This window comes from Moraxella tetraodonis, assembly GCF_022359095.1.
Classification (GTDB): Bacteria; Pseudomonadota; Gammaproteobacteria; order Pseudomonadales; family Moraxellaceae; genus Faucicola; species Faucicola tetraodonis.
Genome location: NZ_JACSYB010000001.1, coordinates 2,100,558 through 2,113,614 on the forward strand (window position 1 = coordinate 2,100,558; position 13,057 = coordinate 2,113,614).

General features: G+C 41.0%; 8 protein-coding genes, 1 pseudogene and 1 CRISPR repeat array (1 of these 10 running past the window's edge). Of the genes and pseudogenes, 6 read left to right on the forward strand and 3 right to left on the reverse strand.

Features of this window, described 5'->3' with window-relative positions; all coding sequences use genetic code 11:
- Positions 1–206: 206 nt before the first annotated feature.
- A complete protein-coding gene (arsC, locus tag H9W84_RS09290; RefSeq protein WP_239743205.1) occupies positions 207–617 on the reverse strand; it encodes an arsenate reductase (glutaredoxin) in 411 nt (136 codons plus the stop codon).
- A 25-nt stretch (positions 618–642) separates the two neighbouring features.
- Positions 643–1,935, reverse strand: coding sequence for an arsenic transporter (locus H9W84_RS09295; RefSeq protein WP_239743207.1), 1,293 nt, complete (start codon positions 1,933–1,935; stop codon positions 643–645).
- A 67-nt stretch (positions 1,936–2,002) separates the two neighbouring features.
- On the opposite strand from H9W84_RS09295, the gene H9W84_RS09300 reads away from it, so the two are divergent.
- The gene (locus tag H9W84_RS09300; protein WP_065253432.1) at positions 2,003–2,269 is read left to right on the forward strand and encodes an ArsR/SmtB family transcription factor; all 267 of its coding nucleotides are present in this window, start codon (positions 2,003–2,005) and stop codon (positions 2,267–2,269) included.
- Here the strand turns inward: H9W84_RS09300 and H9W84_RS09305 are convergent.
- Positions 2,270–2,563, reverse strand: a pseudogene (locus tag H9W84_RS09305) (integrase core domain-containing protein); the annotation flags it as partial. It abuts the gene before it with no gap.
- Positions 2,564–2,838: 275 nt separating this feature from the next.
- On the opposite strand from H9W84_RS09305, the gene cas1f reads away from it, so the two are divergent.
- From cas1f to cas6f, 5 genes are all read left to right on the forward strand, one after another.
- Complete coding sequence (gene cas1f, locus H9W84_RS09310) at positions 2,839–3,813, forward strand: type I-F CRISPR-associated endonuclease Cas1f (protein WP_065253433.1); 975 nt, start codon at positions 2,839–2,841, stop codon at positions 3,811–3,813.
- A gap of 44 nt (positions 3,814–3,857) precedes the next feature.
- Positions 3,858–6,944 carry a CRISPR-associated endonuclease Cas3'' gene (locus tag H9W84_RS09315; protein WP_239743209.1) on the forward strand — a complete coding sequence of 1,029 codons (3,087 nt, stop codon included), beginning with the start codon at positions 3,858–3,860 and terminating at the stop codon, positions 6,942–6,944.
- Between the two features lie 71 nt (positions 6,945–7,015).
- Positions 7,016–7,969, forward strand: coding sequence for a type I-Fv CRISPR-associated protein Cas7fv (gene cas7fv, locus H9W84_RS09320; RefSeq protein ID WP_096489357.1), 954 nt, complete (start codon positions 7,016–7,018; stop codon positions 7,967–7,969).
- Positions 7,970–7,978: 9 nt separating this feature from the next.
- Positions 7,979–9,001 (forward strand): type I-Fv CRISPR-associated protein Cas5fv, encoded by a 1,023-nt coding sequence (gene cas5fv, locus H9W84_RS09325; RefSeq protein ID WP_239743211.1) that lies wholly within the window; start codon positions 7,979–7,981, stop codon positions 8,999–9,001.
- Positions 9,002–9,010: 9 nt separating this feature from the next.
- Positions 9,011–9,607 (forward strand): type I-F CRISPR-associated endoribonuclease Cas6/Csy4, encoded by a 597-nt coding sequence (gene cas6f / locus H9W84_RS09330; RefSeq protein WP_239743213.1) that lies wholly within the window; start codon positions 9,011–9,013, stop codon positions 9,605–9,607.
- Positions 9,608–9,771: 164 nt separating this feature from the next.
- Positions 9,772–13,057: direct repeats of the CRISPR family, unit length 28 nt; unit sequence ATTCACCGCCACACAGGCGGCTTAGAAA; it runs 2,806 nt beyond the window's last position.

A 13,057-nucleotide genomic window follows, 5' to 3' on the forward strand; every position in this document is an offset into this window, starting at 1 on the left:
GAAAACCTTTAAGTTAAATTACCCTAAATTGCATGTTAGCAAAATCCATTAGATATAGGACTTACGCAAAAGCAAAATTTTTTGCGTAAGTCCTAATATACAAGTTATAGTTCAAATCAATACGATAGTTTATTGCTGAAATGAGAAAGCCGTTAATGGGGAGTCCCAGTAACGGCTTACAAGTTCAATAAAAACAGGTGTTTTGACTAAATTGTCGGCTCAATCTTTTCCCCATCTTCTTTGATAAAGGTTTTGGTTAAGGGTGTATCAATCAAATCTAGTACAACTTCGGAAGGACGGCACAGCTTAACGCCTTTATCACTCACAACGATTGGACGATTGATTAGAAGTGGGTCAGCTAACATAGCTTCAATAAGGTCATCATCAGTCAAACTAAGGTTATCTAGCCTATGTTCAGCGTAAGGCGGCACATTTACACGCAGTAATTGTCTTGGGGTAATACCCATTTTGGTAATTAAATCACGCAGGGTTGTTTCATCAGGTGGGTTATCCAAATAGTGAATAACAGAAGGCTCAATGCCTTGATGTTTGATAAGAGCAAGCGTGTTGCGTGATGTGCCACAGTTAGGGTTGTGGTAAATTGTGATATTTTGCATACTTGTTCCTTTTTAAGTTTTAAAATTATTGAATTATTGGCAACCAAATTGCCAATGCAACCAATGTAGCCACCAATACAGGCAAGGTTAAAATAATACCGACTTTAATATAATAGCCCCAACTCACCGTAATATTTTTACTGGCTAAAACGTGCAACCATAATAAAGTAGCGAGTGAGCCAATCGGGGTAATTTTCGTGCCTAAATCACAGCCTATTACATTGGCATAAATCATGGCTTGCTTTATCATGGGGTCATGGATAATCGCCTCATCAATCGCTAAAGCTTGAATTAGCACCGTTGGCATATTATTCATGACAGATGAAAGTCCTGCCGATAATAACCCTGTTCCTACTGTAGCTGTCATCATGCCATGATTAGCGAGTTGGCTTAACTCATGAGCTAAATAATCGGTCAGCCCTGCATTTTTTAAACCATACACCACCAAATACATACCCAATGAAAATATCACCACTTGCCACGGGGCATTTTTGACAATCGGCAGCACCGTTATTTTTTTACCCATTTTCGCTACCACAAGCAACACCAACGCGCCAACCCCTGCAATGAAGCTAATGGGTACACCTATAGGCTCAAGCACAAAAAAACCCAACAAAAGTAACGCCAATACCACCCAACCCATGATAAAGGTATTTTTATCCACGATAGCCGATTGTGAGTTTTCGATTAAATCCAACGCATAAACCGTAGGAATGTCTTTATGATAAAACCCATACAGTACCAATAATGAGGTGACAACCGCTACCACGTTTACTGGTATCATCACTTTGGCATAATCGGTAAAAGGGATTTTAAAAAAGTCAGCCGACACAATATTTACCAAATTAGACACCACGAGCGGAATACTGGCGGTATCAGCGATAAACCCTGCTGTCATAATAAAAGCAAGGGTAGTCGCAGGGGAAAAGCGTAACGTGGTTAAAATCGCAATCACAATGGGTGTTAATATCAAAGCCACACCATCATTGGCAAACAATGCCGATACCACCGCCCCAAGTAGCACAATAAACGCAAACAACCGATTACCGCTACCTTTTGCTAATCTTGCAACGTGCAGGGCGATATAGCGGAAAAAGCCTGCTTCATCAAGTAACAGACTAATAATGATAATAGCAATAAAGGCAAAGGTAGCGTTCCAAACAATATTCCACACTACAGGAATATCGGCAACCGTTATTACCCCTAATAGCAAAGCTATCCCAGCCCCGATACTGGCAGTCCAGCCGATGCCCAAGCCTTTAGGTTGCCATATTACAAATATCAAAGTCACTAGAAAAATGAGTAATGCAGTAATCATTGACTGCCTATAGAAACCTGTTAAAATTGAGCTATACTATAATCTATATATTTGGATATGTAAATATATGAATAAAACAGACTTTCTCAAGGCGTTAAGCGACCCCACCAGATTAAAAATTGTGCAACTACTTAATCAGAAGCAAGCGTTATGCGTGTGTGACATCATCAGCGAGTTAGACCAACCACAGCCAACTATCTCACGGCATTTAAACCAATTAAAGCAAATCGGTATTTTAGAAAGTGAGCGTAAAGGCACTTGGATTTGGTATTCGATTAGTAAAGAGTTACCAAATTGGGGCAAAGCGGTAATTGGTGCATTGGAATTAAATTAACGGCGTTTCCTCGCTTAATTCAAAATACCTCTCGATGGGTGTTTTTCCCTTCAAAGCTGAATGTGGTCTTAGCCAATTATAGTAATGCTGCCATTCAGCCAATTGGTCCTGAAGGTTTTCGGACGTGATATCTACGCTTGCATAGAATTCAGTTGTATCAGTCTTTTGAGAAGGCTCAACTTTACCATTGAGATGTGGCGACCCTGGTTTATTGGGTCTAAATTTGATGCCATACTCAATCATTTTCTTCTGAACCTTTTCAGCAAAGAATTCAAGTCCACGATCGGTTTCTAAATAAGGCTATGTCTGAGCTGTTTTATTTTAGGGAGAGTTACAAGTGAATTATCTATAACTCTTATAATATTGATAACTCTTAAATCAAGATTTTTTTGATAATTAAAATCCATAACAACCAAATTTTAACAATTGACTAAATAAACACCTCAATATAAGTTATAAGATTAAATTTTTCTAAACGTCACTATTTGTCGTTTTACTATAAATACCCTATTGCATTCATGAACATGGTTTGACAGACTAAAGAAAAATCAACTTATGTCATCTCTATCATGTCAAACGCCAATCCCTATACCGACAATAGCTTTACGTCTTCTGACTTAAAGACCATCCTGCACTCCAAACGTGCCAATATCTACTACCTACAATACTGCCGCGTCATGCAAAAAGATGGGCGTGTATTGTATCTTACTGAAGCCGAAAAAGAGAATCTTTATTACAACATTCCGATTGCCAACACCACTTGTATATTATTGGGCACAGGGACATCAATTACCCAAGCTGCCATGCGGATGCTGTCGCAAGCGGGGGTATTGGTCGGGTTTTGCGGCGGCGGTGGTACGCCTTTGTTTATGGGAACCGAAATCGAATGGATGACGCCGCAGTCAGAATATCGCCCGACTGAATATGTACAAGGCTGGCTATCGTGGTGGTGGGAGGATGGCAAACGCTTGCAAGCCGCCAAACACATTCAATTTGCGCGATTGGCATTTTTGCAAAACATTTGGAGTCGCGATCAAGATTTTCGGCAAATGGGTTTTGACAGTAGAAGTGACGCTGTGACGAACTTAATTGAACGCTATCGCGCTGATATTCCTAAGCAAACTGAAGTTATGCACTTATTACAGCTTGAAGCCCGTATGACTAAAGAATTGTATAAGTTAGCGTCAATTCATACCGATCATGCAGGCTTTAGCCGTGAGCATGACGGGATGGATAAAGCCAATGGTTTCTTGAATCACGGCAATTATTTAGCCTACGGACTCGGGGCAACCACTGCTTGGGTGCTTGGCATTCCGCATGGTTTTGCGGTCATGCACGGTAAGACACGGCGCGGGGCATTGGTGTTTGATATTGCCGATATTGTCAAAGATGCAATTGTGCTACCGCTTGCCTTTATTTGTGCTAAAGAAAATACCAGTGAGCAGGAATTCCGCCAAGAATGTCTGAATTATTTTACCACTTATAAAGCGTTGGATGTGATGTTCGATACGGTGAAAGATTTGGCATTAAAAAAGGACTTTTAAAAATTATAAACTTATGAAAATCAATGGATTGGAAAAATTAATTTATGCTAGTGACGTTTATTTCGCAATGTGAAAAAAAGGCGTTAAACCGTACTCGCCGTATTTTGGATGCGTTTGCCAATCGTATTGGCGATAACGTATGGCAAACCGCCATTACCGAAGATGGGCTAGACACTGTCAAAAAGTTACTACGTCAATCGGCAACCAAATCTACCGCCGTGAGTTGCCATCGGGTAAGGACACGGCAACGCAGTGAACTGGTGTGGGTGGTGGGGCGTAAAGACGCATTCAACAACTTAGGCTTTGTGCCTGTCAACTGGACAACAAAGGAAGTATTTATGGATTTGCCAATCGAAACAAAAAACATTCTAGCCAACACGCATGGTCAGCCACTAAGTCACCATTTATTTGCGGTAGGTTATTTGGCATACCAAATTATAAACAAACTAAAAATAGACAGTCCAAATTTGGCAAAATCAGCTTTTATCGCTGGCATTTTGCACGATTTGGGCAAAATTGACCCACAATTTCAACAATGGATAACCAAAAAATCTGCCAGTCCAAAATTTAAAGTCGCCAACGAAGATGAACCAGAAGATATCAAATTGCTTGATGATGGGGTACATATCGATAGCACGGTAAAAGGCTTGGGAAAATTTACCTTTGAAACCCATCCAAGGCATCATGAATTATCTTGGTTATTGGCTGCTTCCTTGCTAAAAGATGAAAAAAATTTGAACACCACTCAGCTAGCCCAAATCTATCACGGTATCTACTGGCATCACACGCGGCCTTACCGAAAAGAAGATAAATACTTCAGTAAAGCAGAAGGTATTGATAAGCTCTTTATCAAGTCATTAACGAATACGCATATTGATAAAGTAATTAACCAACTCGTAGCCGTTCTCAAAGATTTTAAAGTAATTGCTAAAAATTTTCAGTCAGAAGATTTTGATTTTGCCAATTTATTGCCAACTTTGTCATATCCTTACCAATTAACTAAAAATGATTTGCCATTGTATAAGAATTATAATGATTTATCCGATGAAGTGGCGGAATTTGTCAAAGATATCAAACCCAATGCATTACACAATTTGGTACGAATGGCAGTGATTAATGCTGACCGTATCGTCTCAAAAATACCGAGCGAAGATTTAGCCGAATATCTAGCAGAAGGTTCACTGGTGCATGCCTTAAACAATATTCTGCAAGAAGATACCAATTTAAAAATAGAAATTGACCGCTGTATTCAAGGCTTTAATCAAAGTTATCCTAATAGTGAACGTAATCAAAGCCAAAATGCTGCTTCAAGTCAATTAGCTGAACTGACAGAAATTGCTGAATTTGATGGTCGCGATAATGTTGCCGTATTACAAGGTCCTGCTGGCTGCGGTAAAACCAAAATCGCCCTTCAATGGGCAGCCAAAACCAATGTCCAAAAAATCGTGTGGGTATGCCCACGCGTGCAAGTATGTTTGGGTATTTTGCAAGATTTAACCCAAGCAGACTATTTACCAAACAGCAAAATCGAAATTTTCACAGGCGAATACAAGAAAATTTTGACGAATGGACAGCGTTTTGAAGATATCGAAGAAACGGCTGTTGATGATTATTTTAGTGGCGATATTGTGATTACCACGATTGACCAAGTAGTGAATAACATTATTTCCCATCAAAAAATTGACGGCATGATGAGATTTATGCAGGCTCATGTGGTTTTCGATGAATTTCATGAATTAATTCCAATGGCTGCATTTAATTTGCTTTTTGCCGAACTTATCGAAGCCAAAAAAATGCGAAAACACCAAGCTAATACCCTGCTTGTCTCAGCAACACCCCATGATTTTTACGTCAAAAATGTGCTACAACTTGATGAGAGCGATATTGTCCGAGTGGATAGTTTCAATAACGCAGATTATCAAATCGAGTTTAAAAATTATGATGATCAAAATGGTGAAGTCAGTCCTTTAATTATCGATAAAGTGACTGATAATAAAGTAACCTTCGTCATTACCAATACCGCCCAAGAAGCCCAACTTGGCTTTTTACTCAATCAAAATGATGAGCATGCTATTTTGTTGCATTCAAAATACACCAAACAGGACAAAGCTGAATGGTTTGATAGGGTGTATAAGTGCTTTAAGCAAAATGGCAGCGGCAACTTCCAAATACTACGCAGCGGACCGATTGTGCAAGCATCGCTCAATATTAGCTGTGAGCGAATGTTTACCGATATGACCAGTCCCGAGAACTGGCTACAACGTCTGGGGCGACTTGACCGTTTTGACAGCAATAATTCTTTAAATATTTATACCACTGTATTACCAAAATCAGCTGAAACAGGCAAACAATCGAGTAGTAAAGCCAAATTCTTGGCAAATATGAATGTTTGGCACAGTAGCGTGGCATGGCTTAATTTTGTCAAAGATTATATTGCAGACAAGGGCGATACCGTCAAAATTAATGATTTATACCAAATTTATCAAGCCTTTTATGCCGATGAAAAATGCCAAGAAAAAGTTAGAGAAGACTTGAATAAATCGCTCAAAGAAAGTGTCAAATTGATTAATGACAAAATCATCGACCCTATCAGTATGCCGAGCCGTAAAAAACAAAAAGATGGTGTTGCCAAAATCGCCAATGTGTCGTTGCGTGGCGATAACCGCTTTGTGCAAATGGCGGTGTGTGAAGTGGATAATCAATTAACACCGACTTTTATTGAAGAATATGCCTATCCAGAAGATACAGACCATAGCAAAATCACGGTTGGATTGACTGAAAGTACCAACCGTATTCAAGGCGGGCGATTTGAGATGCGTGATAGTAACAAAGACTTGGTAACTTTCATGCATAAAAAACATCACAACATCATGGCAGGCAAATATCCAAATGAGACTTTCAAAGCCACGCGCTTTGATTGGGAGTTATTAAAACTGGCTCGCTCACCCGAGTTTCCAATTTATCTAAGTTACACCACCAAAGATTTAGAGCCGATTGGCGGTGAACGTGAACGTCATGGATATGCGATGTATTATGTTAAAACGGCAAAACAGCCAGTCGGTATGATGTCGATTGATAAATTGAAAAACCCACAATCGATAGAAAGTGGGCTTGAAGAAGAGAGTAATTAGTTTTTTAATGTGATTGGGATAGCACAATAAATTTATCCTAATTTTAACTAACAAAATCGTAGGAGAAAATCATGGAAAAAGTAACAGGTATTAAAAGTGTGGATTTTAAAATCAAAGCATTCGGACACGGCGTAGTCAACTGGAATGGTCCAACTACTTTGAGTAGCGAAGGTCGTACTGTTGATAATCATACTTTGCCAAAATTGCGTGGCTATACCAATTTAACAGGCAAAATCAAAGACGAAACAGGCTATAAATATAAAAAAGAAGCGACCGATATCAATTTTAAAGAAACACCACTTTATATTAGCCAAAACTGTATTCGTCATCATTTATTCCGTGAGCAAGCTTTCGATTTACATTTTGCAGGTGAAAAATCGCTTGATAAAGTACTGGCTTCTATCACAGGCTTGGTGCGTGGGTACGTTGTTCCAGCTAGCCAATGCAAACGCACTAGCCCTCTATTAATTGAAGATTTTGTAGACCAACTTGGCAATGGAAACTTTGAGCAATTTGGTCAAGCAGGCGAACGTGATAGCTCATCATTCTTTTCAAAAACTACATTTGGTGACACTGAATATATCTCTTATGGATCGATTAGCATTGAGCAGCTTGAATTTATTTCTTTGGATAACAAGTTTGACCGTTGTGCAATGGTGATTAAAGATAATCAAGGTGAGGCAGTCGCCCAACAAGTACAAAGTTTTATCCAGTCACTTGCCCCAAATCGTAATCCTAAAGCTACTTTCCACTCAAATTATGTGCGTAAAGGTACAATTTATGAACAAGGGGAAGTCGGTATTTTGCTTGACCAAGACGCCATTGATATTTTGGTGCAAACCACTTTAGAAATGATTCATAATTTGTCAATCCGCCAAGCCAAAGGTTATATGTATGTGGATAGCTTGGAAGTGGATTACAACGACAGTAATAAGATGATGCGCATCAAACGTAACCCAGATGAAGTTTCTAGCCAACCAAATGGCAATTATGCGGTGTATTTTGAAGCCAAATCTACTCAATAAGGAGGCGCTATGCGTATTATTATTGAATACGAATCATCATGGCGAAATTCCTTTTTGGACGGTAGTAATGATGAAAAATTACCGAATAAAGGGCGTAACTTTGTTGCGTCCATGACTGAACTCAAAAAGCCCGAAAACTATTTTCAACGTGAAGTGACCAAAAATACCGTGATGGGTATTTTAAGCCGTCTGATTGGCGACCAACGTAAACTTTACCAAGCCCGTGCAAGTGAGGATTATTACTTTGCAGACAAAGAAGAATTGATTGCATTTGAAGATAAGCCTAAAGTCATTAATCGTGAAATTGCTTATATTCGCAATATGAAAGGCAGCACTGACCAAAATTCTTTTACAGGTATGATTAAGGTCAATGACCCAATTTTTTTATCGAATTATTCTAAAGAATTTTGGGGTGTATTGGCACTCGATATCGAACAGCTTTGTGAGCTTATCCTTAGCGATAAATTGATTAAAGAATTTGAAATTGATGCACCTATTTCACTTGACCCAGTATCGATTTTAAATCGTCTTGAAATTATTGGCAAATCCAAGCCTGTCGAGGCTGACGGTGTTCTTAAACAAGCATCAGATAAACTAGCCAGTTTGTTTGATAAATATAAACCACTTAACACCAAAGGTTTACAGTTGATTTTGCCAATGTACTGCTCTGCTTTGTATTTGCAAATGCAACGCCTTGAGCAACGTTATGACATGACCACTGCCAAATCAAAAATGGGGGGTATTAGTGGAATTTCTAATAACGGCTTTACCCCAAAAGACTTTATGAGAGCCTATACAACAGGTAAAAGTAAATTAATTTATGGCAACCCCTATGTCCGTGAAGAATTTGTCAAAGGTGAAGGTAAGATTAACCATAATCTGACCAAAGCCAATGGTCAACTTGAAATCACATTGGATATTAATATTGAGCAAGCCAAAGAATTAAAGCAGATGATTGATAACGCAGGCGTTTCTAGCTTTTATTTAGGTAAAAAAGGCTTGGCTTATGTATCCGATATTCGTTTACGCTAAGGAAATATCATGAAGTACTATCAAGAACTCACGCTAATCGCTGATGATATGCCTTTTTTTGAACTATGGAGTAAGATTTTCACCCAACTCCACATCGCACTTGCCGATGTCAAAAACAGTCACGGTATTGAAACCATTGGGGTCAATTTTCCCAATTATCAATATACCGAAAAACAGGGGAAAACCTTCGCCACTTTAGGCCACAAATTACGCATTTTTGCCCCAAGTGAGCAGGCGTTGCAAACGCTAAATTTGGATAAATGGCTAGCGCGTTTGATAGATTATGTACATATTAAACGTATCCAGCCTGTACCCGAAGTGCATGGGCATGTGGTGGTGAAACGTTACCGTTACAAGAATTTTGACAAAAAAGTGGCGGAGTTTGCCAACTTTAAGGGCATCAATGACCAAGAAGCATTGGCGCATTGTCTTGCCCATAAGCGTGCTATCAAACACTACCCTTTTATCACCCTAAAAAGTCAAACCACCCAAAATGACTACAAACTGTCAATTTGGCAAGAAGTGGCGAAGGATGAAAAAAGTGGCAGCTTGAATACCTATGGGATGAATAATCAATTAGATGCGGTAACCGTTCCCCACTGGTAATCAACCTTGCCGACAAACTATAAGGGTGAATAACCCTTATTTTTGACTCAATAAAAATAGGTATAAATTTCAATCAGTTATATCCAGGCAAAAAATGTAGGGTAAAAAGGGTATTTTTACTTGGTAAGCCTTGCTATAACTGCTTTTTTTGGGATAAAATTCTTATTCACCGCCACACAGGCGGCTTAGAAAATCTTAGTGGCATAAGTACCGAGTTTGTTTGATATTCACCGCCACACAGGCGGCTTAGAAATGTATGGGTGATTTTCGACAGCGACAACAAACATTCACCGCCACACAGGCGGCTTAGAAAAAATCCATACATCTGTGTCTTTACAAGGTCATATTCACCGCCACACAGGCGGCTTAGAAAATAATAAGGCTGATATTGCCGCCTTGTGCCGCATTCACCGCCACACAGGCGGCTTAGAAAAATAATCAATGCTTTGTTATCATTAGCGGTTGATTCACCGCCACACAGGCGGCTTAGAAATTGTGAGCCGATTTTAGCCCCATTACTTGTAAATTCACCGCCACACAGGCGGCTTAGAAATGGCGACACCATTGGGCGCTTTCCCACTAGAAATTCACCGCCACACAGGCGGCTTAGAAAAACGGTAACGTACTTGTTGCAGTTGTCTATGAATTCACCGCCACACAGGCGGCTTAGAAAGCTTGAAACTTGAATATCTGGTTATCAATGGCATTCACCGCCACACAGGCGGCTTAGAAAAGCTGCCCACTCATCATAAAACGATTCCCAACATTCACCGCCACACAGGCGGCTTAGAAAATTTCGATACGCAATTTTTTCTTGGGGTCAGTATTCACCGCCACACAGGCGGCTTAGAAAAATGCTAACGCCTCAGCCACCGTACAACTTCGATTCACCGCCACACAGGCGGCTTAGAAATAACAAATTCTCTTTACACTGATTTATTTTTGATTCACCGCCACACAGGCGGCTTAGAAAAAAGCAGTGGAGCTGTCTGACAAAGAAGCGTTATTCACCGCCACACAGGCGGCTTAGAAAATTTTGAAATGTGGAATAACGGTAAAGGTCGTATTCACCGCCACACAGGCGGCTTAGAAAAGACCGATTTGATAATCTGTTTATGTGCGTGTATTCACCGCCACACAGGCGGCTTAGAAATCTCTAACAGTGCTGATTTGAGTATCGGTGGCATTCACCGCCACACAGGCGGCTTAGAAAGCTCAATCAAAGTTTGTTGACGAGCAGGTTGCATTCACCGCCACACAGGCGGCTTAGAAATTGCAAATGCGCCTTGATGATTTGTAGTTGTGATTCACCGCCACACAGGCGGCTTAGAAAATCAGTGTTTCTAGATGTTGGATTGTTTCATCATTCACCGCCACACAGGCGGCTTAGAAAAAACGCAGCGAACTGGCATTTAAGAGTGTCAGATTCACCGCCACACAGGCGGCTTAGAAAATTTTCACTGTGTAGAACACCGTTGCTATAGCATTCACCGCCACACAGGCGGCTTAGAAATTTTAACGTCAGCCATTGCGGACTCAAACTTAATTCACCGCCACACAGGCGGCTTAGAAATTCATAAAATTGAATTACCGCTAGACCTTGCTATTCACCGCCACACAGGCGGCTTAGAAATTTTAGGTGTTGACGATATTTCACCTTTTAAGATTCACCGCCACACAGGCGGCTTAGAAAACCATTACGACCTTTACCGTTATTCCACATTTATTCACCGCCACACAGGCGGCTTAGAAAATCTTCCAAGATGGTGGCGTGTTTGTTTCAACATTCACCGCCACACAGGCGGCTTAGAAAATGAAATTACTTCATTAGAGAATCAAGCGAACATTCACCGCCACACAGGCGGCTTAGAAATGTGACTTTTAAGCCCGTGTCATCTTCTTCGAATTCACCGCCACACAGGCGGCTTAGAAAAACACCAACACTTGATAATCAAGACCGAGACGATTCACCGCCACACAGGCGGCTTAGAAATAAAGCCTTTCAAGATGATGCGCTAGGCAAGAATTCACCGCCACACAGGCGGCTTAGAAAATCAAGATTAAAGCCCGCGGTAGTAATGGCAAATTCACCGCCACACAGGCGGCTTAGAAAGTTTAATGCGGTGTATTTTGCGATGCGTGCCAATTCACCGCCACACAGGCGGCTTAGAAATTTACATGGGATATTGACACAAGCAGTGGCGAATTCACCGCCACACAGGCGGCTTAGAAAAGTAGTAGAAAAACAAGCGGCTGAAATTGATGATTCACCGCCACACAGGCGGCTTAGAAAAATGTAAGTAAATGTTGAGCTGTGTAAGCTAGATTCACCGCCACACAGGCGGCTTAGAAAAAGTTTGCAACGGATAATGCTGAAAAAATCAAATTCACCGCCACACAGGCAGCTTAGAAAAGCAAATCATCAGGCATGACTAAAGATGAGCAATTCACCGCCACACAGGCGGCTTAGAAAAATCTTAGCGATAGGTTTCATGCCCCAATATGATTCACCGCCACACAGGCGGCTTAGAAAGTGAGTATGGCAGTTTGATTCCGTTTTTGATTATTCACCGCCACACAGGCGGCTTAGAAATGTATTTTCAGCGAAACGACGTTACAGACGAAATTCACCGCCACACAGGCGGCTTAGAAAAGCGCAATCTCAGCAAGGCATTGGAAAGTTTAATTCACCGCCACACAGGCGGCTTAGAAAGCTGACGAACTGCAAGAAGCCTATGCCAATGCATTCACCGCCACACAGGCGGCTTAGAAAATTGAGATGCCATACGCAGGGCAAAGCCATCAATTCACCGCCACACAGGCGGCTTAGAAATATCAGCGTACATCAGGTGCCTATATCCCAGTATTCACCGCCACACAGGCGGCTTAGAAATAATTCAAACGTAGCCACTCGCAAACAACTATATTCACCGCCACACAGGCGGCTTAGAAAACATACGAGATACTTCGCCAGACAATGCTACGATTCACCGCCACACAGGCGGCTTAGAAATGCGCTGCCTGTTTGCGCTGCCGCATTTTGCCATTCACCGCCACACAGGCGGCTTAGAAAAATATATTGTTTTATGTTCGCCAAGTAACACAATTCACCGCCACACAGGCGGCTTAGAAATTTATCGACTATAGATAACGTACCAAACTTAAATTCACCGCCACACAGGCGGCTTAGAAATCGAGTGGAATATGTCGAACAAAGACAGCCCAATTCACCGCCACACAGGCGGCTTAGAAAATAATGACATTCCCACAATCCGGTGCCTTTGTATTCACCGCCACACAGGCGGCTTAGAAAAAAAATGCAGCTACCGCGGCGAGCTCGATACCATTCACCGCCACACAGGCGGCTTAGAAATGTTGTTTAGTGCCACAAGCTATAAATAGCTTATTCACCGCCACACAGGCGGCTTAGAAATTGACCTGTTGCCCCTA

Excerpts from the sequence above, each read along its gene's own strand:
- cas5fv (WP_239743211.1), top strand. The coding sequence starts at position 7,979 with ATGCGTATTATTATTGAATACGAATCATCATGGCGAAATTCCTTTTTG.
- H9W84_RS09295 (WP_239743207.1), bottom strand. The coding sequence starts at position 1,935 with ATGATTACTGCATTACTCATTTTTCTAGTGACTTTGATATTTGTAATA.
- H9W84_RS09315 (WP_239743209.1), top strand. The coding sequence starts at position 3,858 with ATGCTAGTGACGTTTATTTCGCAATGTGAAAAAAAGGCGTTAAACCGT.
- arsC (WP_239743205.1), bottom strand. The coding sequence starts at position 617 with ATGCAAAATATCACAATTTACCACAACCCTAACTGTGGCACATCACGC.
- cas1f (WP_065253433.1), top strand. The coding sequence starts at position 2,839 with ATGTCAAACGCCAATCCCTATACCGACAATAGCTTTACGTCTTCTGAC.
- cas7fv (WP_096489357.1), top strand. The coding sequence starts at position 7,016 with ATGGAAAAAGTAACAGGTATTAAAAGTGTGGATTTTAAAATCAAAGCA.
- H9W84_RS09300 (WP_065253432.1), top strand. The coding sequence starts at position 2,003 with ATGAATAAAACAGACTTTCTCAAGGCGTTAAGCGACCCCACCAGATTA.
- cas6f (WP_239743213.1), top strand. The coding sequence starts at position 9,011 with ATGAAGTACTATCAAGAACTCACGCTAATCGCTGATGATATGCCTTTT.